This is a genomic window from Nonomuraea insulae (assembly GCF_042656245.1).
The window spans coordinates 1-22,646 of sequence record NZ_JBHSPA010000038.1 but is presented as its reverse complement, the minus strand read 5'-3'; the positions used below and the strand labels follow the sequence as shown (position 1 = coordinate 22,646).

At 70.8% G+C, this 22,646-nt stretch carries 21 protein-coding genes; 12 read left to right on the top strand and 9 right to left on the bottom strand.

Annotated features, from left to right (window positions below; genetic code table 11):
• Nucleotides 1–140 precede the first annotated feature (140 nt).
• Nucleotides 141–353 (bottom strand): dodecin, encoded by a 213-nt coding sequence (locus ACFPZ3_RS32075; RefSeq protein WP_379518032.1) that lies wholly within the window; start codon nt 351–353, stop codon nt 141–143.
• Between the two features lie 99 nt (nt 354–452).
• On the opposite strand from ACFPZ3_RS32075, the gene ACFPZ3_RS32070 reads away from it, so the two are divergent.
• The gene (locus ACFPZ3_RS32070) at nt 453–767 is read left to right on the top strand and encodes a DUF3099 domain-containing protein (protein WP_379518031.1); all 315 of its coding nucleotides are present in this window, start codon (nt 453–455) and stop codon (nt 765–767) included.
• A gap of 304 nt (nt 768–1,071) precedes the next feature.
• On the opposite strand, the gene ACFPZ3_RS32065 is transcribed toward ACFPZ3_RS32070, so the two are convergent.
• From ACFPZ3_RS32065 to ACFPZ3_RS32055, 3 genes are all read right to left on the bottom strand, one after another.
• Entirely contained in the window at nt 1,072–1,908 is an 837-nt protein-coding gene (locus ACFPZ3_RS32065; protein ID WP_379518030.1) for an NTP transferase domain-containing protein, read from the bottom strand.
• Nucleotides 1,909–1,923: 15 nt separating this feature from the next.
• Entirely contained in the window at nt 1,924–2,913 is a 990-nt protein-coding gene (gene moaA / locus ACFPZ3_RS32060) for a GTP 3',8-cyclase MoaA (protein ID WP_379518029.1), read from the bottom strand.
• A gap of 149 nt (nt 2,914–3,062) precedes the next feature.
• On the bottom strand, nt 3,063–3,431 hold the full coding sequence (locus tag ACFPZ3_RS32055) for a winged helix-turn-helix transcriptional regulator (RefSeq protein WP_379518028.1): 369 nt from the start codon (nt 3,429–3,431) through the stop codon (nt 3,063–3,065).
• Between the two features lie 105 nt (nt 3,432–3,536).
• Between ACFPZ3_RS32055 and ACFPZ3_RS32050 the strand changes: the two genes are divergently transcribed.
• A complete protein-coding gene (locus ACFPZ3_RS32050; RefSeq protein WP_379518027.1) occupies nt 3,537–4,175 on the top strand; it encodes an NAD(P)-dependent oxidoreductase in 639 nt (212 codons plus the stop codon).
• Nucleotides 4,176–4,243: 68 nt separating this feature from the next.
• On the opposite strand, the gene ACFPZ3_RS32045 is transcribed toward ACFPZ3_RS32050, so the two are convergent.
• The 3 genes from ACFPZ3_RS32045 to ACFPZ3_RS32035 form a co-directional block, all read right to left on the bottom strand.
• Complete coding sequence (locus ACFPZ3_RS32045) at nt 4,244–4,741, bottom strand: hypothetical protein (RefSeq protein ID WP_379518026.1); 498 nt, start codon at nt 4,739–4,741, stop codon at nt 4,244–4,246.
• 154 nt (nt 4,742–4,895) lie between these two features.
• Nucleotides 4,896–6,152, bottom strand: a complete 1,257-nt coding sequence (locus tag ACFPZ3_RS32040; RefSeq protein ID WP_379518025.1) for a hypothetical protein — start codon at nt 6,150–6,152, stop codon at nt 4,896–4,898.
• Nucleotides 6,153–6,248: 96 nt separating this feature from the next.
• A complete protein-coding gene (locus ACFPZ3_RS32035; RefSeq protein WP_379518024.1) occupies nt 6,249–8,084 on the bottom strand; it encodes an AMP-dependent synthetase/ligase in 1,836 nt (611 codons plus the stop codon).
• A gap of 152 nt (nt 8,085–8,236) precedes the next feature.
• Here ACFPZ3_RS32035 and ACFPZ3_RS32030 point away from each other — a divergent pair, with 152 nt between their 5' ends.
• Nucleotides 8,237–9,709 (top strand): peptide MFS transporter, encoded by a 1,473-nt coding sequence (locus ACFPZ3_RS32030; RefSeq protein ID WP_379518023.1) that lies wholly within the window; start codon nt 8,237–8,239, stop codon nt 9,707–9,709.
• 10 nt (nt 9,710–9,719) lie between these two features.
• Nucleotides 9,720–10,340 carry a trimeric intracellular cation channel family protein gene (locus ACFPZ3_RS32025; protein WP_379518022.1) on the top strand — a complete coding sequence of 207 codons (621 nt, stop codon included), beginning with the start codon at nt 9,720–9,722 and terminating at the stop codon, nt 10,338–10,340.
• Between the two features lie 5 nt (nt 10,341–10,345).
• Here ACFPZ3_RS32025 and yczR read toward each other — a convergent pair whose 3' ends face one another.
• Complete coding sequence (gene yczR, locus ACFPZ3_RS32020) at nt 10,346–11,776, bottom strand: MocR-like transcription factor YczR (RefSeq protein WP_379518021.1); 1,431 nt, start codon at nt 11,774–11,776, stop codon at nt 10,346–10,348.
• A gap of 62 nt (nt 11,777–11,838) precedes the next feature.
• Between yczR and yczE the strand changes: the two genes are divergently transcribed.
• The 7 genes from yczE to ACFPZ3_RS31985 all read left to right on the top strand — a co-directional run bounded on the left by yczE (nt 11,839) and on the right by ACFPZ3_RS31985 (nt 19,459).
• On the top strand, nt 11,839–12,441 hold the full coding sequence (gene yczE / locus ACFPZ3_RS32015) for a membrane protein YczE (RefSeq protein WP_379518020.1): 603 nt from the start codon (nt 11,839–11,841) through the stop codon (nt 12,439–12,441).
• Between the two features lie 78 nt (nt 12,442–12,519).
• Nucleotides 12,520–14,274 (top strand): glycoside hydrolase family 15 protein, encoded by a 1,755-nt coding sequence (locus tag ACFPZ3_RS32010; RefSeq protein WP_379518019.1) that lies wholly within the window; start codon nt 12,520–12,522, stop codon nt 14,272–14,274.
• Between the two features lie 164 nt (nt 14,275–14,438).
• Complete coding sequence (locus ACFPZ3_RS32005) at nt 14,439–15,947, top strand: sugar ABC transporter ATP-binding protein (RefSeq protein ID WP_379518018.1); 1,509 nt, start codon at nt 14,439–14,441, stop codon at nt 15,945–15,947.
• Nucleotides 15,944–16,984, top strand: a complete 1,041-nt coding sequence (locus tag ACFPZ3_RS32000; protein WP_379518017.1) for an ABC transporter permease — start codon at nt 15,944–15,946, stop codon at nt 16,982–16,984. The genes ACFPZ3_RS32005 and ACFPZ3_RS32000 overlap by 4 nt, the downstream gene beginning before the upstream one ends.
• Nucleotides 16,974–17,951: an ABC transporter permease gene (locus tag ACFPZ3_RS31995; protein WP_379518016.1), complete on the top strand. Its 978-nt coding sequence runs from the start codon at nt 16,974–16,976 to the stop codon at nt 17,949–17,951. The genes ACFPZ3_RS32000 and ACFPZ3_RS31995 overlap by 11 nt, the downstream gene beginning before the upstream one ends.
• 39 nt (nt 17,952–17,990) lie before the next feature.
• On the top strand, nt 17,991–19,082 hold the full coding sequence (rhaS, locus tag ACFPZ3_RS31990) for a rhamnose ABC transporter substrate-binding protein (RefSeq protein WP_379518015.1): 1,092 nt from the start codon (nt 17,991–17,993) through the stop codon (nt 19,080–19,082).
• Between the two features lie 161 nt (nt 19,083–19,243).
• Nucleotides 19,244–19,459 carry a hypothetical protein gene (locus ACFPZ3_RS31985; RefSeq protein WP_379518014.1) on the top strand — a complete coding sequence of 72 codons (216 nt, stop codon included), beginning with the start codon at nt 19,244–19,246 and terminating at the stop codon, nt 19,457–19,459.
• A 54-nt stretch (nt 19,460–19,513) separates the two neighbouring features.
• Here the strand turns inward: ACFPZ3_RS31985 and ACFPZ3_RS31980 are convergent, their stop codons facing one another.
• Nucleotides 19,514–20,407: a lytic transglycosylase domain-containing protein gene (locus ACFPZ3_RS31980; RefSeq protein WP_379518013.1), complete on the bottom strand. Its 894-nt coding sequence runs from the start codon at nt 20,405–20,407 to the stop codon at nt 19,514–19,516.
• A gap of 94 nt (nt 20,408–20,501) precedes the next feature.
• Here ACFPZ3_RS31980 and ACFPZ3_RS31975 point away from each other — a divergent pair, with 94 nt between their 5' ends.
• Nucleotides 20,502–22,574, top strand: a complete 2,073-nt coding sequence (locus ACFPZ3_RS31975) for a WD40 repeat domain-containing serine/threonine protein kinase (protein ID WP_379518012.1) — start codon at nt 20,502–20,504, stop codon at nt 22,572–22,574.
• The last annotated feature ends 72 nt before the right edge of the window (nt 22,575–22,646 follow it).

Here is a 22,646-nt window from a genome sequence, read left to right as displayed (position 1 = left end):
TGCGATGGTCACCGCAGCGGCGCGGTGGCGTTCAGCGTGCGCTTCAGCGTGGCGGTCAGCCTGGTGGTCAGCCTGGTGGTCAGCGTGGCGGTCAGGGCGGTGGCGCAGGTGTTCGTCACCGCCCTGGCGCGGCGGAGCGGTCAGGAGTCTTCGAGGCGGAAGCCCACCTTCATGCCGACCTGGAAGTGCGCGACCTCCCCCGTGTCCATGTGCCCGCGGATCTCCGTCACCTCGAACCAGTCGAGGTGGCGCAGCGTCTCCGAGGCCCTCTTGAGGCCGTTGCGGATGGCTTGGTCGACGCTTTCTCCCGACGTGCCGACTATCTCGGTGACCCGGTACGTACGATCCGTCATCTCCACATCCTCCTTACTCGAAGGCCATGATCGCATGACCCCCGTCCGCCGACGGGGCTGCCGTCGCGCCCGGAGCATCCGAGGTCTACCTTGGGAGGTATGAAGGGGTGGCGCAAGAAAACGGACGTCCACCAGGTCACGGACGCCAAGCCGTCGCTGACGGCCGACATCCACAAGCGCGAGATCAGCTACCTCATCAAGATGGGGATCCGCACGATCTGCCTGATCCTGGCGGTCGTCGTACCAGTTCCGTGGCCGTACCGGCTGCTGTTCATCGCCGCGGCCGTGTTTTTGCCATACATAGCGGTAATCGGGGCCAATGAGAGGGGCAAACCTGCCCCCCCACCTACCTTTCAGTCCCCCGAAGCTAACCAAACCGAGATACCGCTGCATCGACGCGAGATCGGGTCGTGACTAAGTCTTGACGCATCCCATGGGTTGTAGGTGTACGCTTTAGCCAAGCGCTCCGGTCCCCCGTCGGAGTGCTGGTGCCGGCGTTCCGGGCCCCCGTCGGAACGCCGATGAAGCGACGCCGGGTGGTTTGCCCCCGTAACCACCCGGCGTCGCCCTTTTCTCAGCCGGCGCATTGATCAGTTCGGGCCGTCCCCGGAGTCTGATAGGACGGCTTTCCCGAAATCGTTTACACTCGCCCCCGCCTCGTTATTCCCAGGAAATCTTCAGGCGGGGCCGGGCTTGACTTCAAGAGTTCGTTCGAGTGTCAGCCGTCTGTCAGCGTCTCCGAGGCGGTTTCCCCCCAGTTTTTCGCCAATGTGGTCAGTTTCGCGACGGCGTCCTCGGGCGCGGTGCCCGCTCCCTGGGCGAGGCCCAGCAGGTACGCGGTGAGCGGCGCGGCCGGCCTGGCGACCCCGTGGGCGACCTCCTTGGTCAGGTCGAGGATCTGGTCGCGGTCCACGCGGGCCGGGTCGATGCCCAGCTCCTCGCAGGCCAGGATGGTCCATTCGTTGAGCACGTTCATGCGGGCCTCCTCTAGGTCGTCCATTGTGTCGCAGTCGAACCAGGGACGTCCTGGCAACGTCAGGCGGACGCGTACCAAGGGAGTGAGCAGGCCCTTGAGCGAGCGGCCGTCGTAAGCCGCCAGCGCCCCCTTCAGCTCGGCGGCCGGCCACGCGCCGGCCAGCCACTGCTCGCGCCCGCCGTCGTCGAGCAGCACCACGCCGCCCGCCGCCTCTCGCGCCGCGTTGAGCAGGGCCCTGACGTGTCCCTTCGTCATGAAGGGCAGGTCGCCCGCCAGCAGCACCAGCCATGGGGCCGTCACCTGGGTCAGCCCGGCGGTCAGGGCCGGCACGGGGCCGCTCCCCGGCGGGTCCTCGCGGACGAACATCGCCCCGGGGATGGGACGTTCCGGGCCCGCCACGATCGATCGGCGGGCGGTCGCGACGGCCGCCAGGACGTGCTCGACCAGGGATCTGCCGCCCACGGTGAGACCCGGCTTGTCGGCCCCGCCCAGACGGCGGGCCCGGCCACCGGCCAGGATGACGGCGTCATAGGGCGCGTCATAGGACGGTGCTTGCCCTGGTGAGGCTCCGGCGGGCATGCCGCGCCGACCCGCTCAGCCGCCGATGGCGGACATGGGGCGGGCGGGCTGGAGGAATGAGGGGTCGTCGATGCCGTGTCCTGCGCGTTTGCGTGACACGGCGACCAGCCAACGCTCGGCCAGTTCCTCGTCGGAGGCCCCGTCGCGCATCGGCGTCTTCAGGTCGGACTCCTCGGTGGCGAACAGGCAGTTGCGCACCTGGCCGTCGGCGGTGAGCCTGACCCGGTCGCACGCCCCGCAGAACGGCCGTGTCACCGAGCCGATCACCCCGACCCTGGCGGGCCCCCCGTCCACGAGGAACCGCTCGGCCGGGGCGCTGCCGCGCTCCTCCCGGTCGTCGGGCGTGAGGTCGAAGGAGCCGGACAGGAGCTGGAGGATCTCGTCGGCGGTGACCATGTTGTCGCGGCTCCAGCCGTGCTGGGCGTCGAGCGGCATCTGTTCGATGAAGCGCAGCTCGTAGCCCTGGTCGAGGCTCCAGCGCAACAACGACGCGGCCTCGTGGTCGTTGACGCCGCGCATCAGCACCGCGTTCACCTTGACGGGGCGCAGGCCCGCGCCGTCGGCGGCGGCGAGCCCGTCGATCACGTCGGCGTGCCTGTCACGGTGGGCGAGCCGCTTGAACGTGCCAGGGTCGAGCGTGTCGAGGGAGACGTTGACCCGGTCGAGCCCGGCGGCGGCCAGCGGCTCGGCCAGGCGGGCCAGGCCGATGCCGTTCGTGGTGAGGGAGACCTGGGGCTTCGGGGTCAGGGTCGTGGTGCGGCCGACGATGTCGACCAGTTCGCGTCTGAGGAGGGGTTCGCCGCCGGTGTAGCGGACCTCGTCGATGCCGAGGCGCTCGACGCCGATCGTCACGAGGCGGACGATCTCGTCGGCGGTGAGGAGCTGGGCGTTCGGGAGCCAGTCAAGGCCCTCGGGGGGCATGCAGTACGTGCAGCGCAGGTTGCACTTGTCCGTGAGGGACACCCGAAGATCTGTCGCCACCCGTCCGAACGAGTCTCGCAACATGGGGCGTCACCTCCTCTTCCGTTCGCCAGAGGGCCAGACTACGACGGCTGTCGGGCAGCCCCCAAAATCCGGCTCTTCATGGCACGACAACACATTCTTCCCTAGATCGATTCCTTGTTCGCAAGATGTGAGACCGGGGCGTGTCCGACCTAGGGAGCCGGGGCCTGCCAGGCGTCGCGGGCGTGGATCAGGTCGGCCAGGTGTTTGCGTGACCACTCGCAGCCGGCGTTCATGGGTTCCAGCAGGGTACGGCCGAGGCCGGTGAGCTCGTACTCGACGCGCGGCGGGATCTCGGCGTACGGGGTGCGGGTGAGGAATCCGTCGCGTTCCATGGCGCGCAGGGACTCGGTGAGGACCTTCGGGGTGATGCCGCGTAGCACCGACTGCAGTTCGGTGAAGCGCCTGGGGCCCGTCTCCAGGCAGCGGATGATCTTCGCGGTCCATTTGTCGCCTATGCGGATCGGCGCGGCGACCGGGGGGCACCCGGTGAACATGTCCGGATCGAGGGGCTCGGCCATCCCGTCATCGTAGGTAACTATCGTTGCGGAAAGCGATATGTCGCCCTTTACCGTCTGCGGAGGCGGCCGGGTGGTCCGGCCCGCCGGGCGGACGGAGTGTGTGACATGAGCAGGATCGTGGTGTTCGGGGCCGGTGGGCGGGCCGGGGTGAAGGTGGTCGCCGAGGCAGCCGGGCGGGGGCATGAGGTGACGGCCGTGGTGCGCGAGCCGGCGAAGCACGCGGGGCTGGGCGGGGAACGGGTGCGGGTGGTCGCAGGGGACGTCACCGACGGCGGCAGCGTGGCGGAGACGGCGGCGGGGCACGACGTGGCGGTGCAGGTCGCGGCGCGGCTGGACATGTCGTCGGCGGAGTTCTACGGGGCGGCCTCCCGCGCGCTCGTGGAAGGGCTGGGGCGGGCCGGGGTGTCGCGGCTGGTGGCGCTCGGCATCGGGAGCCTGCTGGAGGTCTCACCCGGAGTGCGGCTCGTGGACACCCCGGGCTTTCCCGACGATGCGCGTACGTTCTCGCTGGGGCATGCCGTGGAGCTGGAAGTGCTGGAGAAGTCGGGGCTCGACTGGGTGGTCGTCGCGCCGCCGCCCGTGATGCTGGACACCGAGGCTCCCAGGACCGGGCGGTATCGCTTCGGGGACGGGCGGGTGCCGCAGGGGGATCCGGCCTTCTCCTACGCGGATCTGGCGGTGGCGCTGGTGGATGAGGCGGAGAGTCCGGAGCACCACCGGGTTCAGATCTCCGTGTCCTCCTAAATAGTCCGGACATGCCAATCCGGACAGGGCGAACGCCCGGCCTGGAGTGGCCGGGCGTTCGGATGTGACTAGTGACGGCGGCCGACGACCCTGAGGTAGTCCTTGCCCTCCGAGGGAGACAGGTACTTGCTGCCCTCGAACACCGCGCGCCACGTACCCGACGAGCGGGCGGGCACCTTCAGGCCGAAGTAGCCCTTGCCGCTGGTGCGGATCGTGTCCACGTGCTCCCAGCGGCCGCTGCCGTCCGGCTGGAAGAGGATGACGATCCGCTTCCAGGCCAGGCGGTGCCAGGTCTCCTGCTTCTTGCAGCGGTCGGAGTGGAGGACCGACACGAAGCCGCTGATGTAGTCCTCTTCGCACTCCACGGACAGCTTGCCCTCAAGGGTGATGGGCCTGCCGCGCCACGCGGGCTCCGGGTTTGCGTCGAACGAGAGGCTCGTGTGGCCGCCCGCGACATCCGGGTCCAGGCCGTTCGGCTCGTCGGCGAACGCGGGCGAAGCGGCGCTGGCCAGCACCGTCGCGCCCAGGGCCGCAGCCGCCAGGCCGGCGGCTAGACGTCGCATCATCAAAATCGCAATTCCTTCCCCGTCTGGAAAACGCACCCCAAGCCGGGGCACATCAACGCCAATGACGCGTAAGGGTATGGAAAAGTTGCGGTAAAGCCGATCACGATTCCGCAACAGCCGAAGTGATGATGTTTAACGCGGCCTTTATGGCTGACTATTGAGTGATTTGTTGTGATTTAGATACTTCTGGTGCGTAATGCCCGGTTCCGGGGTAGCGGACGCGCCACTGACCGTCCAGGTGGCCCCCGATCGTGCTGACGAAGCCGCCGGCCGCGTCCGTACGCGTCTCCCCGACTCGCTCCCAGGCCGAGGACTCGTCCCGGCGCCAGAGGATCTCCAGCCGCTGCTTGGCGAACGGGCCGAAGTCCGTCAGGCCGCGCGGGTCCACGCGCGTCAGCGAGCCCCGCACTCGTACGCCGTCGGCACGGGCCGACTTCTCCGCGCGCACCTCCGAGAATTTGGTCTCACGCTTGAGCTCGAAGGACGCGTACTGCGTGACGGTCGTCCCGTTCAGGCCCTTGGCCGTGGCGGTGATCGTCCACGTGCCCGCGGGGTAGAAGCGGTTCAGTCGTTTGTCCGGCAGGAAGCGCCAGGTCTGCCAGCCGTCCGTCATCCGGAACGCCGGGTCCGGCGCCTGGCGCCATACCAGGCGCGGTGGGAGCGCCTCGGGGACGCTGACCTTGGGAGCGGTCGCGTCCGCGGCGGCCGGGACCTGCCGCGGGTTCGACGCGTCCTCCTGCGGGTTCAGAGGGGACACCACCTCGCCGACCGGCGCCGGAGCCGATGGCGCGGCGCCGGTGGCCCGGGACGGGACCGTGGCGGGGGCGACATCCGGCTCTGGAGCCGCCGCCTGCGCCGCGGTGAGAGCCGGGGCCTCGGCCGGGGCCTCGGCCGGGGTCTGGCCCGGCGCCAGCACCGGTGGCTGGGCGGGCGGCTTGACGAGAGGCTCGGCGGGCGCCTGTCCCTGGACGGGCGGCCGGGCGGCTGCCTGCCCCGGAGCCTGGGCGGCCGGTTCGGCGGGTGGCTTGGCCGGAGCCTGGGCGGGCGGCTTGGCCGGCGGCCGGACCGGCGCCTGAGCCGGAGGTTCTGCGGGTTGGGCGACCGGCGGTGCCCACTGTGGGTGGGCCGGCGGCCGGACCGGGTGCTGGACTGGTTGCTGGACTGGTTGCTGGGCCGGTTGCTGAACCGGTGGAGCGCCGGGTTCGACCTTGACGGTGACGCCGTCCTTGCCTCGTGCGCCCTTGGCGATCACATCGATCACCAGGCGTACGGAACCCTCAGCCCCGACCACGGGATCCACGGGGCGTACGGTGATGGAGCGGATGGCGGGCTCGGTCGCGGCGGAGGCAGCAGGTGCGGGCACCGTGAGCGACCCCGCCGCGAGCGAGACGAGAAGAAGACTTCTGGTCATGATCGAGACGGTAGGAACCGTCCGGTAATGGCCAGGACCCCAACACACGCCACGAATGGCAAAACCCGGCCCAGCTCATATCAGGCCCAGCCAGGCTCACCTCATGTACAGCGCCTCGATGATGTCGGCGTACTTCGTGTGGATGATCCGCCTCTTCAGCTTCAGGCTCGGCGTGAGCTCCTCGGTCTCGGCCGTCCACTCCACGCCGAGCAGCGCCCACCTCTTCACCTGCTGCACCCTGGCCAGCTTGTCGTTGGCGGCCTGCACGGCCGTCTCCACCTCCTTGAGGATCTCGGGATGCTCGGCGAGCTCGGCCAGGGAGGCGAAGGCGATGCCGCGGGCCGAGGCCCAGCCGGGCGCCGTGTCCGCGTCCAGCGTCAGCACGGCCACCGGATGCGGGCGGTTGTCGCCGTAGGCGAGGGCCTGGCCGACGAGAGTGTGCTCCTTGAGGTGGCCCTCGATCTCGGCCGGGGAGATGTTCTCGCCGCCGGCGGTGATGATCAGCTCCTTCTTGCGGTCCACGACGCGGTAGAAGCCGTCCTCGTCGACCGTGCCGATGTCGCCGGTGTGCAGCCAGCCGCCGTCGTCGAGGAGTTCGGCGGTGGCCTCGGGACGGTTGAGGTAGCCGCCGGTGTTGAGGGGGCTGCGGGTGAGGATCTCGCCGTCCTCCGCGATGCGGATCTCGACGCCGGGCTCGGCCCTGCCGACGCTGCCGAGGCGGTAGCAGGCGGGGCTGTTGCCGGTGAAGGCGCCGGTCGTCTCCGTCATGCCGTACACGTCGATGACCTTGAGCCCGAGCCCGGCGTAGAAGCGCTGGACCTCGGCGGGCAGCGGCGCGGCGCCGGTGGCGGTCCATTCGGCGCGGTCGAAGCCGATCATGCCGCGGATGACCGACAGGAGCGAGGCGTCGGCCTTCTCGTAGGCGGTCTGGATGTCGGGGGTGACGGTGTGGCCGTACTGGCCGGCCTCGACGTAGGCGACGCCCGCGTCCATGGCCTGGCGTACGGCGGTCTGCTGCTCCTCCGACTGAGTGGCGAGGATGGCGAGCAGGCGGGCCATCATCTTCTCCCACACCCGCGGCACGCCGAAGAACATCATCGGCCTGACCTGCCCCAGCGTCGCGCCCAGGTTGCCCAGGTCGGTGCAGAAGTGCACGTGCGAGACCTTGACCAGCGGCAGGTAGAGGCTGAGCACGCGCTCGGCGATGTGGGCGTAGGTGAGGTAGGAGATCTGCGTGCCCCGCATGGGCAGCGAGGTGATGCGGTCGGTGGCGGCGACCTCGTAGAAGATGTTGGCGTGGGTGAGCGGCACGCCCTTGGGTGCGCCGGTGGTGCCGGAGGTGTAGAGGACGGTGGCCACGTCGCCGGGGGCGACGGCCGCGCAGCGGGCCTCGACCGGGGCGGGGTCGGCGTCCAGGCGTTCGCGGCCTAAGGCGAGGAAGTCGGCCCAGCTCATGAAGCGGTCGCCGGCGGGCGCGCCGTCCAGCATGATGATCCTGCGCAGGCCGTCCAGCCGGTCGAGCACCGGCTCCCAGCGGGCCAGTTCGGCCGGGCCGCCGAGCACGGCGTACCTCGCGCCGACGTCGGCGGCGACGAACGCGATCTGGTCGGAGGCGAACGTCGAGTAGACCGTGCAGCCGACGCCGCCCGCGTGCACCGCGCCGAGGTCGGCCAGGACGTGCTCGCTCCGGTTGACCATCATGAGGGCCACGGCCTCGCCTGGTTCGAGCCCGAGCGCGGCGAACCCCGCCGCGATCTCGAGCACCCGGCGGCGGGCCTGACCGTAGGTGAGCGTACGCCAGCCGTCGCCTTCCGGATCGGAGTAGGCCGGTGCGTCGTGGTGTTCTTCCGCCGCCCGTTTGAGCTGCTCGCAGACGGTTCGGCCGGTGATCTGACGCGCGATCTCGGCCCGGACTTCGAGGACTTCGGCCATGGCGCCCGCCTCCAGTCAGTATTCACTTGCATGAATGGCATGCATCGCACCACACCCCCGGGGCAGCGGCAAGTGCTGGGAAAGAAAGATCTGCATCCGTATTGACGTAGAGTATGCGGACGGATGCGCAGCGTGTCGTCGGGGGGCGGGGCATGAGTGACAGGACCTTCTTCGGGCACCCCTGGGGCCTGGCCACCCTGTTCGGCACCGAGATGTGGGAGCGGTTCTCCTGGTACGGGCTGCGGGCGATCCTGGCCACGTTCATGGCGACGTCCCCGGCGCACCAGGGCCTGGGCCTGTCGCAGGAGACGTCCCAGGCGGTCGTCGGCGTCTACGGGGCGCTCATCTACCTGGTGGCGCTGCCCGGCGGGTGGATCGCGGACCGCATCCTCGGGGCGCGCAGGTCGGTGGCCTGGGGCGCGTTCGTCATCATGCTCGGGCACATCAGCATGGCGATCCCGGTGACGTCGCCGTTCTTCGTGTGGCTGGGGCTGGCGCTGATCATCACCGGCACCGGCCTGCTCAAGCCGAACATCGCCGTCATGGTCGGCCGCCTCTACCCGGAAGGCGACGACGGGCGCAGGGACGCCGGGTTCTCACTGTTCTACCTGGGCATCAACCTGGGCGCCTTCTTCGCGCCCATCGTGGTGGGCTGGCTGGCCGCCGGCGACCGCTGGCACCTGGGGTTCGGCGCGGCGGCGGTCGGCATGGCGCTGGGCCTGCTCCAGTACCTCTGGGGCGGCCGCAACCTGAGCGGCGTCGGCGAGCACCCCAGCCTGCGCCTGACCCCGCGCGAACGCCGCCGCTTCGGCCGCTTCGCCGCCCTCGGCGCGGCGCTGATCGTGATCGCGCTGGGCGTGTGGGCGGCGACCGGCACGCTCACGATCGACCGGCTCACCGTGGCGATCACCGTGGTCATCCTGCTCGTGCCGATCGCCTACTTCGCCTACATCATGCTGGGCAGCCACGACCTGACCGAGGACGAGCGCATCCGGATGAAGGCCTACATCTGGTTGTTCGTGGCGGCGGCCGTCTTCTGGATGTTGTACGACCTGGCGCCCAGCAAGCTGCTGTTCTTCGCCGCCGACCACACGGACCTGTCGTTGTTCGGCGTCCCGATCCAGGCCGCGACGACGCAGTCGTTCAACCCGCTGTTCATCATGATCTTCGTGCCGGTGTTCGCGGCCCTGTGGATGCGGCTCGGCACGCGGGTGAGCACGCCGCAGAAGTTCGCGTTCGCGCTGGTCGTGGTGGGTCTGAGTTTCGTGGTCATGGCCCTGGCGGCGTGGCTGGCCGGGGCCGGGCGGGTGTCGGTGTGGTGGCTGGTGCTGGTCTACCTGATCCAGGTGTTCGGGGAGTTGTCGCTGAGCCCGGTCGGGTTGTCGGTGACGACGAAGCTGGCGCCCGAGGCGTTCAAGGGGCAGATGCTGGGGATCTGGTTCATCGCGCTGTCGGTGGGCGACGCGGTGGGCGGGCAGACGGGGCGGCTCAACCGGGTGTTGTCCGAGCCGATGTACTACCTGGTGCTGGCGGCGATGGCGGTCGTGGCCGGGGTGGCGCTGTTCATGTTCACGCGGCGGCTGCGGGTGATGATGGCCGAGCACCACGAACCGGCCATGCGATAGACATGGGCGAGTGTCCGAACTTCTCGACCTGGCCGGCATCTTCGTCTTCGCGTTGTCCGGCGCGCTCATGGGTGTGCGCAAGCGGCTCGACGTGGTCGGGATGGGGATGCTGGCCGAGATGACCGCGCTGGGCGGGGGCGTCATCCGCGACCTCATCCTGAACGTGCGTCCCGCCGCCTTCCAGAGCCTGGGCTACGTGCTGGTGCCGGTGGTGGCGACGGTGATCGTCTTCTTCTGGCATCCGCACGTGGCGCGGGTGATGCCGGCCATCCTGGTGCTGGACGCGGCCGGGCTCGGGCTGTTCTGCGCGGTCGGGACCGAGAAGGCCCTGGAGTACGGGCTCAGCCCTCTGCACGCGGCGCTCCTGGGGGTCACGACGGGGATCGGCGGGGGCATGTTGCGCGACGTGCTGGCCGGGGAGATCCCGACACTCCTGTACGACCGGCAGCTCTACGCGGTGCCGGCCATGCTGGGGTCGGGGGCGATGGCGGGGCTGTGGGCGTACGCGCTGCACGGGTGGCCGGCGACGCTGGCGGCGGCGGTGCTGGCCTTCGGGCTCCGGATCGCGGCCATGCGCCGCAACTGGCGCGCGCCCCTGGCCAGGGGGCTCGGGGGTGAGGGACGCGGATAGCCCCCTCACACCATCGCGATGAGCGAGTCTGAGGGGTGGGGTGGGCCGAGGGGGCCGTGGTGGTGGGCGGCGCGGAGGCGGGGGACGGCTTCCGTCAGGACGGCGGGGGGCTGGGTGAACGGGAGGCGGAGGTAGCCCTCCAGGGTGCCTTCCAGGCCGAACCAGGGGCCGGGCGCGAGGCGTACGCCGTGGTGCAGGGCCGCTTCCGTGAGGGCGGTCGAGCCGATGCCGTTCAGGCGGACCCAGAGCATGCCGCCGCCGCGGGGCGGGGTGAACGTCCACTCGGGCAGGTGCTCGCGCAGGCCGGAGGCCAGGGCGTCGCGGGAGGCGCGGAGGGTGCGGCGGCGTTCCGCGCGGGTTTCCTCCAGGCGGTCGAACAGGTGCGCCACCGCGAGTTGCTCCAGCACCGGACTGGCGATGTCCACAGACGCGCGGAACATGGCCAGGCGGCGGGTCAGGGCGGCGGTGGCGCGGACCCAGCCGATGCGGAGCCCGCCCCACCACAGTTTGGACGCCGAGCCGACGCTGATCACGCGGCTGTCGGTGTCGAAGGCCGCCATCGGGGCGGTCTCGGGGACCTCCTCCAGCGCCAGCTCCGACCAGGTCTCGTCCACCAGCAGCAGCGTGTCGGACCGGCGGGCGGCCCTGACGACGGCGGCGCGGACCGGGTCCGGCATGAGGGCGCCGGTCGGGTTCTGGAAGTCGGGCATGAGGTAGGCCAGGCGGGCTCCGGACTGGCGCATGGCGCCGGCGACGAGGTCCGGCTGCCAGCCCTCGCGGGAGATCCCGACCGGGACGATGCGCGCGCCGCGGTGCCGGGCGACGTCGAGGGCGTGCGGGTACGTCGGCGACTCCACCAGCACCGGGTCCCCGGCCCCGACGAGCAGGCCCATGACGAGCTGGATGGCGTGCTGGGAGCCGGTGGTGACGAGGATCTGCTCGGGCCTGGTGGCCACTCCCCTGGCGGTGTAGCGGGCGGCGATCCGCTCCCTGAGCACCGGCAGGCCCATGGGGTCGTAGCCGTTGCCCATGCCGTATCGGGGAAGGTCCTCGACCGCCCGCGTCATGGCGGCGATCAGGGACGTGGAGGCGGGCGGGGCGGCGGCCTGGAGCTGGAGGAAGCCGTCGCCGTCGGAGTTGAGCCACGGGTTGTCGGCGGAGGTGGCCGGGTCGGGCAGGGCGGTCCAGCTTCCTGAGCCCTGCCGGCTCTCCAGGTAGCCGCGCTCGCGCAGCAGGTCGTAGGCGGAGGTCACGGTGGTGCGGCTGACCTTGAGCGTCTCGGCCAGGTGGCGCTCGGCGGGCATGCGGACGCGTACCGGGAGCTGGCCGTCCATGATCAGGTCACGTACGCCGTCGGCGAGCGCGCGGTAGTACGGGCGCGCGGCCGGATCCGCCTTGACCAGCCGGGCCACCTGCATCGCCGACATATGCCTCATAAGGCCACTTTTCGTGATTGGCCCTGGTTTGGCAAGTTGGCGAGGTCCATTCTAGGGCCATTATGAGCGAAACGACCGCCCCGAGGCTGAGATCCATGCCCGCCCGCCTCCTCCGCCTCTACGGCGGCCTGGCGGTGTACGGCGGCGGCATCGGCCTGCAGGTCGAGTCGGGGCTGGGCAACGACCCCTGGGACGTCTTCCACCAGGGCCTGGGCCTGAAGGCCGGTCTGTCCATCGGGACGGTCATCATCGCAGTGGGCGCCCTGGTGATGCTGCTCTGGATCCCGCTGAAGCAGAAACCGGGCCTCGGGACGGTCAGCAACGTGCTGTTCCTCGGCCTGTTCGCCGACGCCGCGATCTTCCTCCTGCCCACCCCGCACAACCTGGCGGTCCAGTCCCTGTACGTGGCGCTCGGCGTCACCGCCATCGCGCTGGCGACCGTGCTCTACATCGGAGCCGGCATGGGCCCGGGACCCCGCGACGGCATCATGACCGGCCTGGTCAGGCTCGGCCTCTCGGTACGGCTCGCGCGCCTGCTCATCGAGGTCACCGTGCTGATCGCCGGCTGGCTGCTGGGCGGCACCGTGGGCGTGGGGACGCTGGTGTTCGCGCTGGCCATCGGGCCGTTGACGCAGCTGTTCACCCGCTGGTTCCCTCTGACGTGATCCCGTAGACCGGGTCGGCATGACGCGACATGATCGACCCGGTCACGGGATCACCCCTCGTCCGAGTAGCGTCTAGGCATGCGGATCGAGGATTACGCCCTGATCGGAGACATGCAGTCGGCCGCGCTCGTGGCGCGGGACGGTTCGATCGACTGGCTCTGCCTGCCCAGGTTCGACTCGCCGTCGTGTTTCGCGGCGCTGCTCGGCAGCGAGCGCAACGGGCACTGGTGGCTCGGGCCGACGGGCAGGAAGCCGGCCACACGACGCCGTTACCGCCCTGACACGCTCATCCTGGAGAGCGAGTGGGACACGCCCACGGGCACTGTCCGCGTGATCGACTTCATGCCGCCGCGTGACCGCAACCCCGACGTGGTGCGCATCGTCGAGGGCGTCTCCGGGACCGTGGAGGTCTCCACGCAGCTACGGGTGCGCTTCGACTACGGGCGCATCGTGCCGTGGGTGCGGCGTACCAACGGGCACCTGCAGGCCATCGGCGGGCCCGACTCGGTCTGGCTGCACTCCCCCGTGCCGCTCAAGGGCGGTGACTACGCCCACCGGGCGACCTTCACCGTCAAGGAGGGCGACCGGCTGCCGTTCGTGTTCACCTGGCATCCCTCGCAGGAGCCGATGCCGACGCGGATCGAGTGCGAGGACCAGCTCCACGAGACGGAGTCGTTCTGGGCGGAGTGGGTGGCGAAGTGCACCTACGAGGGGCCGTACCGGGAGGCCGTGGTCCGGTCGCTGATCACCCTGAAGGGCCTCACGTACTCCCCGACCGGCGGCATCGTGGCCGCGCCGACCACGTCCCTGCCGGAGGACCTGGGCGGGGTGCGCAACTGGGACTACCGCTTCTGCTGGCTGCGCGACGCGACGATGACGCTCGACGCGCTGATCAGCTCCGGCTACCTGGAGGAGGCGGCCGACTGGCGGGCGTGGCTGCTGCGCGCGATCGCCGGCCGGCCCCAGGACCTGCAGATCATGTACGGCGTCGCCGGCGAACGCCGCCTGCCCGAGCTGCGCCTGGACTGGCTGGACGGCTACGAGGACTCCCGTCCCGTGCGGATCGGCAACGAGGCGGTCAGGCAGCTCCAGCTCGACGTGTACGGCGAGGTGATGAACTGCCTCTACGTCTCGCGCGGGCGCGGCCTGCCGGCCGACGACCGGGCGTGGACCATCCAGCGCCAGCTCCTCGACTACGTGGAGGACCACTGGGACGAGCCGGACGAGGGCCTGTGGGAGGTGCGCGGCCCGCGCCGCCACTTCGTGCACTCCAAGGTGATGTGCTGGGCGGCGCTCGACCGGGCCGTCAAGTACGTGGAGAACTTCGGGCGTACCGGGCCGGTGGAGAAGTGGCGCACGCTGCGCGACATCGTGCACGCGGAGATCTGCGAGAAGGGCTACGACCAGCAGCGCAACACCTTCACCCAGTCGTACGGCTCCTCGGAGCTGGACGCGTCGCTGCTGATGCTCCCCATCGTGGGCTTCCTGCCCGTGGACGACCCCAGGGTGACGGGCACCATCGCGGCGATCGAGAAGGAGCTCATGGCGGACGGCTTCGTGCTGCGATACCCCATCGCCGCCGACAACGACGTGGACGGCCTGCCGGGCGGCGAGGGCGCGTTCCTGGCGTGCAGCTTCTGGCTGGTGGAGGTCATGGCGATGCAGGGCCGCAAGGAGGAGGCGCGGGACCTGTTCGAGCGCCTGCTGGCGCTGCGCAACGACGTGGGGCTGCTGGCGGAAGAGTACGACCCCCGCTACGGCCGCCTGGTCGGCAACTTCCCCCAGGCGTTCAGCCACGTGCCGCTCGTGCACGCCGCCCGGGCCCTGTCGTGAGGCGGTTCCCGAGCCAACGCCCTTAAAACGTGTCAAGCCCAAGAACTCGCCGCTCCCCGAAGCCTTGACGAGCGGAGCGCGCGCATTCTACGGTCCGGGCAGGCGGCCAAACGTAAAACGTTTTTTACGTGAAGGGCATATGACATGAAAGCAGGAACTGTCAGGTGAGCGACCCGGCGCCGGTGCTGGCGCTGGTCGAGGTGAGCAAGGCGTTCGGCGCGGTGCGCGCTCTGGAGGGCGTGAGCCTGGAGCTGTACGCGGGCGAGGTGCACGCCCTGGCGGGCGAGAACGGGGCGGGCAAGTCCACCCTGGTCAAGACGTTCGCCGGCGTGCACAGGCCCGACTCCGGGCAGATCCTGCTGAACGGCGAGCCGGTGGTCTTCCACGGGCCCGCCGACGCCCAGCACGCCGGGATCGCGGTCATCTACCAGGAGCCGACGCTCTTCCCCGACCTGTCGGTGGCCGAGAACATCTTCATGGGCCGGCAACCACGCGCCGGCCTGGGCAGGATCGACAGGAAGAGCATGCACGCCCGGGGCGCGGAGCTGTTCGCGCGGCTGGGCGTCGGACTCGACCCGCGCCGGCCCGCGCGCGGGCTGTCCATCGCCGACCAGCAGGTCGTGGAGATCGCCAAGGCCATCTCGCGCGACGCCAAGGTGCTGATCATGGACGAGCCGACCGCCGCGCTCACCGCGCAGGAGACCGCGCGGCTGTTCTCGGTGGTCAGGGCGCTGCGGGAGCAGGGCTGCGCGCTGCTGTTCATCTCGCACCGGCTGGAGGAGATCTTCGAGCTCTGCCAGCGGGTCACCACCTTGCGCGACGGGCGGTGGGTGGCCAGTGAGCCGGTCGAGGGGCTGACGGCCGGCGACCTGGTCAACCGGATGGTCGGCCGGGAGCTCGACCTCTACCCCAAGCAGCAGGTCGCCCCCGGCGAGGTGGCGCTGAAGGTGTCGCGGCTGACCAGGGAGGGCGCGTTCGCCGACGTGTCGTTCGAGGTGCGGCGCGGCGAGATCGTCGCGCTGGCCGGGCTGGTCGGCGCGGGCCGCACCGAGGTGGCCAGGGCGATCTTCGGCGTCGACCGGCCCGACGCGGGCTGGGCCGAGGTGAACGGGCGGCGGCTGCGGCCCGGCAGCCCCATCTCGGCGATGGGGGCGGGGCTGGCGCTCGTCCCCGAGGACCGCCGCCAGCAGGGACTGATCTTGGAGATGTCGATCGAGCGCAACCTGGGGCTGACCCGCCTGCGCGCGCTGCGCAGGGGGCCGTTCATCTCGCGCGCGCTCGAACGGGCCAACGCCCGGGACTGGGCGGTGCGCTTCCAGCTCAAGTACGGCAGGACCGACGACGCCGCGGGCGTGTTGTCCGGCGGCAACCAGCAGAAGCTCGTGCTGGCCAAGTGGCTGGCCACCGACCCGGCCGTGCTGATCGTGGACGAGCCCACCCGCGGCATCGACGTCGGCACCAAGGCCGAGGTGCACCGGTTGTTGTCGGAGCTGGCCGGGCAGGGCCTGGCCGTGCTCATGATCTCCTCGGACCTGCCGGAGGTGCTGGCCATGGCCGACCGGATCCTGGTCATGCACGAGGGCCGGCTGGCCGCCGAGCTGCCGGGGAGCGAGGCCACCGAGGAGTCGGTGATGACCGCCGCCACCGGGCGGCGCGGGAAGGAAGTCGCATGACGGCGCTGAGCACCGCCCCCTCGGCGCGGACGAAACCGGAAGGCGAGCGAGGGCTGCTCGACCTGGTGCTTCGGGCCAGGGAGCTGAGCATCCTGGGCGTGCTCGTCGTGCTGGTGGCCGCCACCGCGATCGCCAACCCGAGCTTCCTGTCCGTCCAGGGCGTCGAGGACATCTTCCTCAACGCCTCGATCCTGGCGCTGCTGGCGATCGGGCAGACGCTCGTGGTCATCACCCGCAACATCGACCTGTCGGTCGGGTCGGTCGTCGGGCTGGTCGCGTTCGTCACCGGTGACCTCGTCTCGGGCCAGGGCGCAGGCCTGCCGCTCGCGATGCTGGCCGGGCTGGCCATCGGCGTGGCGTGCGGCCTGGTCAACGGCCTGCTGGTGAGCCTGTGCGGGGTGCCGGCGCTGGTCGTCACCCTGGGCACCCTGTACGTCATCCAGGGCCTGGACCACTACCTCGCGCACGGCCGGCAGATCAACGCCGCCGACGTGCCCCAGTCGCTGCTGGACCTGGGCAGCGGCAACGTGCTCGGCGTCCCCTACCTGCCGATGATCGCGGTTCTGGTGATGCTGGCCGTCGGCTACTACCTGCGCTCCTATCCGTCGGGCCGGGAGTTCTACGCGATCGGCTCCAGCCCTGAGGCCGCCCGGCTGGCGGGGGTGCCGATCCGGCGCAGGGTGCTGACCGCGTACGTGGTGAGCGGGCTGCTCGCCGGCGTCGGCGGGGTGTTGTGGCTGGCCAGGTTCGGGACCGTGATCGCCGACAACGCGCACGGCTGGGAGCTGAAGGTGGTCAGTGCCGTCGTGGTGGGCGGCGTGGCCATCGTCGGCGGCGTCGGCACCGTGTACGGCGCCGCGCTCGGCGCGCTGCTGCTCACCACGATCGGCAGCGTGCTGGTCGTCCTCAAGGTCAACTCGTTCTGGCAGGACGCGCTGATCGGCCTCCTGCTGCTGCTCGCGATCAGCGTGGACCGGCTGCTCGCGCTGCGGATGACCAGGGTCCTGCGCAGGAGGGGCGCCCGCCATGCAGCTTGATCTGGGCCGATTCGTCCGGTGGGACGTCGTCGTCACCGCCCTGCTCCTCGTGGTCTTCTTCGGCGGCCTCGGCGCCGACCCGAACTTCGGCAACGCCGGCAACCTGTCCTTCGCGCTGAACGACCTGAGCGAGATCGCGTTGATCGCGCTGCCGATGACGCTGCTGGTCGTGTGCGGGCAGGTCGATCTGTCGGTCGCGTCGGTGCTCGGGCTGGCCAGCGCGCTGACCGGGTACCTGTGGGACGCCGGGATGCCGTTCGAGACCATCGTCCCGCTGGTGCTGGTGACCGGGGTGGTGTGCGGGCTGGTCAACGGGCTGCTGGTGACCCGGCTTGGGCTGCCGTCGCTGGCCGTCACCATCGGCACGCTGACGCTCTATCGGGGGCTGGCGTACGTGGTGCTCGGCACCGGCGCGATCTCCCAGTTCCCGCCCTCGTACACCGCCCTGACCGGTGACGTGCCCGGCACGCCGATCCCGATCCCCGTGGCGTTCTTCGCGGTGCTGGCGGTGGTGACGGCGCTGGTGCTGCACTCGACCGGGTTCGGGCGTTCGTTGTTCGCGATCGGCAGTTCCGAGGACGCCGCGTTCTTCGCCGGGATCCAGGTCAAGCGGGTCAAGCTCTGGCTGTTCACGGTGTCGGGGCTGGTGGCGGCGTTCGCCGGGATCGTGTTCACGCTGCGCTACGGCAGTGCCAGGGCCGACAACGGCGCCGGGCTCGAACTCACCGTCATCGCCGCCGTGCTGCTCGGCGGCGTGGACTTCGACGGCGGCAAGGGCACGCTCGGCGGCGTCATCGCCGGCGTGCTGCTCATCGGGGTGCTGCGCAACCTGCTCATGCTCAACGACGTCACCACCGAGATCCAGGCCGTCGTCACCGGCCTGCTGCTGATCATCTCGGTCCTCACGCCCCGGCTGATCACGATCGTCCGCCGGGCCCGCGCACGAAGACAGGCCGCCCACGCCTGACCTCACCCCCTGAATCCCCCGCCAGGAAAGGTTCCCCCAGTGAGCAGAAGATCCCGATTCGCGCGCGCCGGGCTCACCGCCACGGCGTGCGTGCTGGCCTTCGGCCTGACCGCCTGCGGCGGCACCACCAAGGAGTCGGTCCAGAGCCAGGCGCCCGCCGCCTCGGCCTCCGCCTCCGCGTCGGCCTCCGCCAACCCGGGCGCCCCCCTCAAGGAGGGACTCAAGCTCGCCTTCCTGCCCAAGGCGATCAACAACCCGTACGAGACCATCGTCGACAACGCCGGCATCGAGGCGGCCAAGGAGTTCAAGGCCGAGGCCAAGGAGGTCGGGCCGTCCGACGCCTCCGCCTCCTCGCAGGTCTCCTACATCAACACCCTCGCCCAGCAGGGCCAGGACGCCATCCTCATCGCCGCCAACGACCCCAACGCGGTGTGCGGACCGCTGCAGCAGGCCCGCGACAAGGGCATCAAGATCGTCGCCTACGACTCCGACACGAGCCAGGACTGCCGCGACATCTTCATCAACCAGGCCAGCTCCGAGGAGGTCGGCCGCAGCCAGGTGCGCCTGCTGTCGGAGCTGATCGGCGGCGAGGGCGAGATCGCGATCCTGTCGGCGACGGCGAACGCCACGAACCAGAACACCTGGATCACGTTCATGCAGGACGAGCTGAAGAAGCCCGAGTACGCCAAGATGAAGCTGGTCAAGATCGCCTATGGTGACGACGACGACCAGAAGTCCTTCCAGCAGACGCAGGGCCTGCTGCAGGCCTACCCGGACCTGAAGGGCATCATCTCCCCCACCACGGTTGGCATCTCGGCCGCCGCGCGTTACATCTCCAGCTCCAAGTACAAGGGCAAGGTCACGCTGACCGGGCTGGGCACGCCGAACCAGATGCGCAAGTTCGTCAAGGACGGCACGGTCGCGAAGTTCGCGCTGTGGAACCCCAAGGACCTGGGCTACCTCGCCGCGTACGCCGCCGCCGCGCTGTCCTCCGGGCAGATCACCGGCGCTGAGGGCGAGAAGTTCACCGCGGGCAAGCTGGGCGAGCGGACGATCGGCGCCAAGGGCGAGATCATCCTCGGCCCGCCGTTCACCTTCGACAAGTCCAACATCGACGAGTACGACTTCTGACCCCGGTCCGGGCCGTCCATCGAGGACGGCCCGGACGGCCTCCCCGACCCTCTGCCGCGCCGACCACGCGTGATCCGTTTACGGGCGCGGACGTTTCGCTAGGGCTGGATCCGGCAACGAAGGGTGGCGTATCGGTCGCTCTACGTGATTGGACCATTGTGATGCGTCATCTCGCCACCGCTCTCCTCGCCGGCGCCGCGCTGGCCGCCCTCCCCCTGGGAGGAGCGGCCTTCGCCGCCTCCCCGGAGGGCTCCGTCACCCTCCAGCAGTGCGTCGAGGCGGGCGGGCGGCTGGGGATGGGCCCGGACGGTCCCTCCGAGTTCGTCTGCGTGGGCGGCTCGCTCGGCGGAAGCTGGATCGCGACCTTCGGGCCGTGACCTGAGGGCCGTGACCTGAGCATGACCTGCGGGCCGTGACCTGAAGGCCGCGGCCTAAGGGCCGGTCAGGCGGCGCTCGCCCGCCGTGGTGAGCACGAAGACCTGCCAGTTGTAGTAGGTGTAGTAGGCGCGCGGGTCCCGCTTGATCTGGCGGGCGTGCAGCAGGATCGCGTTCACGTACGCCTGCGAAGGGTTGTAGGCGTGCAGCGCGCGGCGGTAGTCGCGGGGGGCGCCGCTGGCCTTGAGGTAGTTGGCCGCCCCCATGACCGCGTCGCGCGGGTCCTGGACGTCGCCGCCCAGCCCGTACGCCTTCCAGGTGGCCGGCATGAACTGCATGGGACCCTGCGCCCCGACATGGCTGTCGGACTTGACCCGGCCGAACTTCGTCTCCGCGAGCATCACCGCCGCCAGCACCTCCCACTCCACCCCGAACCGGCGCTCGGCCTTCTTGAAGTATCCGAGCAGTTCGGCGGCGGGGCGGGCGGGCTGGGTCTTGAACGTGGCGCTGGGCTTGATGGGGTGGGCCAGGGCGAGCAGCTCGCGGATCGCCCTGGTGTTGTCCTTGGCCTGGGCGGCGAGGGCGGAGGGCAGGCGGGCGAAGGCCCGGGAGGCGACCTTGGGGTGGCGGGCGGCGTAGCGGTAGAGGCGCTGGTGGTGCAGGGCCAGCAGCACGACGTCCTCGGGCGGCTCGCCCTTCTTCGTCCAGGCGTCGATGGCGTCGTCGAGCGCGGCGCTGGTCTTCTTCAGCGCCGTGGCCAGCGGGGCGGCGGTGCCCGGGATCTTCTCGTCGGGCGCGGGGAGCACCTTCGCCGACGCCGTCGTGCTGGAAAGGGCGGTGGACGGGCGGGCCACCGGGCCGCTCTGCGTGGGGGCCGCGCAGGCCACCGCCCCGATGAGGGCGGCGGCCGTGATCAGCGCGCGGCCTGGGTGCTTCCTGGGTGCCTCCATGGAGGGACAACCTACCCGGTACGGTGGTGTCGGGGTCGCGGTCGGCCGGACTCGACCTTCATGCTGTCCGACTGCTGCTGCGGAGAGGGGCGGGATGCCAGACGCGCGCCCGCTCCGGCCGGACGATCCGGAGCGGATCGGCGGATACCGTCTCCTCGGGGTGCTCGGGTCCGGCGGGCAGGGAGTGGTCTACCGGGGGGTCGGCGACTCGGGGCGCGAGGTCGCCATCAAGCTGCTGCACAGCCATCTCACCCAGGACGTCACCGTCACGCGGGGGTTCCTGCGGGAGGTGGAGACGGCGCGGCGGGTGGCCGCGTTCTGCACGGCCGCCGTGCTGGATGTGGGGATGCTGGAGGAGCGGCCGTACATCGTCAGCGAGTACGTTCCAGGCGACACCCTGCAGGCGCTCGTCCTCTCCTCGGGGCCGCGCACGGGCGGGGCCCTCGACCGGCTGGCGATCTCCACCCTGACGGCGCTGGCCGCGATCCACCAGGCGGGGATCGTGCACAGGGACTTCAAGCCGGGCAACGTCCTGATGGGCCCCGACGGGCCGATCGTCATCGACTTCGGCATCGCCAAGGCCCTCGACGCGACCACGCGGACGTCGGGCGTGGTGGGGACTCCCGCGTACATGTCGCCCGAGCAGTTCAGGGGTGAGCGGGTGGGGCCCGCTTCCGACGTGTTCAGCTGGGCGGGGACGATGGTGTTCGCCGCCACCGGCCGCGCGCCGTTCGGCGGGGGCTCCATGGCCGTCCTGCTGAACCGGATCCTGAGCGGGCTCCCCGACCTGGACGGCGTGCCCGGCCACCTGGTGGGGCCGATAGGCTCCTGCCTGGCCAAGGATCCCTCGCTCCGCCCCGCCCCCACCGACCTGTTACGCGCCTTGATCCGCCAGGGCGGCCCGCGGAACGGTGGCTCGCCCTCGGACGACGCGGGGCCGGGGGCGGAGAGGACGGCGCGGCGGGGCCGGGCGGTCGGGCGGCGGGCGCTGATCGGCGGGGGCGCCGCCGTGGCGGCCGTGGGTGTGCTGGCGTTCGTGGTCCGCCCGGGAAACGGCCTGTTCCAGCCGGCGGAGCCGACGGGCGGCAGCTCACCGCGACAGCCGACCGGCGGCACCTCGCCGCGGCAGACGAGGGGCGGCCCCACGTCCCCTGCCCCGTCGCCGTCCCCTTCCGGTGGGAACACCGCGGGCGAGGAGCCGTTCGGGACGCCGCTCACCGACCCCGCCAAGCTGCCGGGGGGCGGCGCCGGGGAGCCCACGGCCGTGGCCGCCGCGGCGGGTGTCGTCGTGTGCGGCACCGCCAAGGGGGTGGTGTTCGGGTGGGACACGCGCGCGCCCGTCGTACGGCTCGGCGACGGCGGCGGGCGGGTGACATCGGTGGCGGCGGGGAGCCTGGGCGGACGGCAGGTGGCGGCCTCCGGGCACGGTGACGGCCGGATGAGGCTGTGGGGTCTGGACGGGCAGAGCGTCGCGAACCACCGGGCGGGCGACCCGATCATCGCCGTGACGGTCGCGAGCCGGGCGATCGCGGTGTCGGAGAAGTACGACGGCATGAAGGACCTGCACAGCGTCGTACGGCTGTGGGACGTCTCCACCGGCAAGCAGATCGGCACCCCTGTCACCGAGCACTTCCAGGGCATCCGCGGGCTGGCGTTCGGCCGCCTGGGCGGGGACGACGTGCTCGTCACGGGGGACGGCGGCGAGCGGGTCCGGGTGTGGCGGCTGGCCGACGGGAGGCTGAAGCACTCGTTCCCCACCGGCGAGATCGGCGGCATCGAACTGCTGGCCTGCGGCGAGCTGAAGGGCAAGCCGGTCCTGGTCTCCACCCACCTGGACGCCACCCTGCGCGTCTACGACCTGGCGAGCGGCAAGCGCAGGAAGAAGTGGAAGTTCAGCGACCAGAGCCCGGACGATCGGGGCGCCACCGCACTGGCCGCGGGCCGGCTCGGCGACGTGCCCATCGCCGCCGTGGCCCACGCCCCGGCGGGCGGCCAGGTCATCGTCCGCGTGTGGAACCTCGACGACGGCGAGATCCTCGGCGTGCTCGGCCCCGGGGAGGGCGGCGAGATCCGCACGCTGGCGCTGACGGAACGGGACGGCCGGACCGCCGTCACCGGAGCGGACGAGGACGGCACGCTCCGGATCTGGAGCCTCGGCCCCACATGATCACGAACGACACGCCCGGCCCGGCGTCCCGATCACCCGGGATCGTCTGCCCGGCGTCCCGTTCAGGCGGGA

Coding starts and splice junctions, on each gene's coding strand:
- ACFPZ3_RS32075 (WP_379518032.1), bottom strand. CDS start 353: ATGACGGATCGTACGTACCGGGTCACCGAGATAGTCGGCACGTCGGGA.
- ACFPZ3_RS32070 (WP_379518031.1), top strand. CDS start 453: ATGAAGGGGTGGCGCAAGAAAACGGACGTCCACCAGGTCACGGACGCC.
- ACFPZ3_RS32065 (WP_379518030.1), bottom strand. CDS start 1,908: ATGCCCGCCGGAGCCTCACCAGGGCAAGCACCGTCCTATGACGCGCCC.
- moaA (WP_379518029.1), bottom strand. CDS start 2,913: ATGTTGCGAGACTCGTTCGGACGGGTGGCGACAGATCTTCGGGTGTCC.
- ACFPZ3_RS32055 (WP_379518028.1), bottom strand. CDS start 3,431: ATGGCCGAGCCCCTCGATCCGGACATGTTCACCGGGTGCCCCCCGGTC.
- ACFPZ3_RS32050 (WP_379518027.1), top strand. CDS start 3,537: ATGAGCAGGATCGTGGTGTTCGGGGCCGGTGGGCGGGCCGGGGTGAAG.
- ACFPZ3_RS32045 (WP_379518026.1), bottom strand. CDS start 4,741: ATGATGCGACGTCTAGCCGCCGGCCTGGCGGCTGCGGCCCTGGGCGCG.
- ACFPZ3_RS32040 (WP_379518025.1), bottom strand. CDS start 6,152: ATGACCAGAAGTCTTCTTCTCGTCTCGCTCGCGGCGGGGTCGCTCACG.
- ACFPZ3_RS32035 (WP_379518024.1), bottom strand. CDS start 8,084: ATGGCCGAAGTCCTCGAAGTCCGGGCCGAGATCGCGCGTCAGATCACC.
- ACFPZ3_RS32030 (WP_379518023.1), top strand. CDS start 8,237: ATGAGTGACAGGACCTTCTTCGGGCACCCCTGGGGCCTGGCCACCCTG.
- yczR (WP_379518021.1), bottom strand. CDS start 11,776: ATGAGGCATATGTCGGCGATGCAGGTGGCCCGGCTGGTCAAGGCGGAT.
- yczE (WP_379518020.1), top strand. CDS start 11,839: ATGAGCGAAACGACCGCCCCGAGGCTGAGATCCATGCCCGCCCGCCTC.
- ACFPZ3_RS32010 (WP_379518019.1), top strand. CDS start 12,520: ATGCGGATCGAGGATTACGCCCTGATCGGAGACATGCAGTCGGCCGCG.
- ACFPZ3_RS32000 (WP_379518017.1), top strand. CDS start 15,944: ATGACGGCGCTGAGCACCGCCCCCTCGGCGCGGACGAAACCGGAAGGC.
- ACFPZ3_RS31995 (WP_379518016.1), top strand. CDS start 16,974: ATGCAGCTTGATCTGGGCCGATTCGTCCGGTGGGACGTCGTCGTCACC.
- ACFPZ3_RS31985 (WP_379518014.1), top strand. CDS start 19,244: ATGCGTCATCTCGCCACCGCTCTCCTCGCCGGCGCCGCGCTGGCCGCC.
- ACFPZ3_RS31980 (WP_379518013.1), bottom strand. CDS start 20,407: ATGGAGGCACCCAGGAAGCACCCAGGCCGCGCGCTGATCACGGCCGCC.
- ACFPZ3_RS31975 (WP_379518012.1), top strand. CDS start 20,502: ATGCCAGACGCGCGCCCGCTCCGGCCGGACGATCCGGAGCGGATCGGC.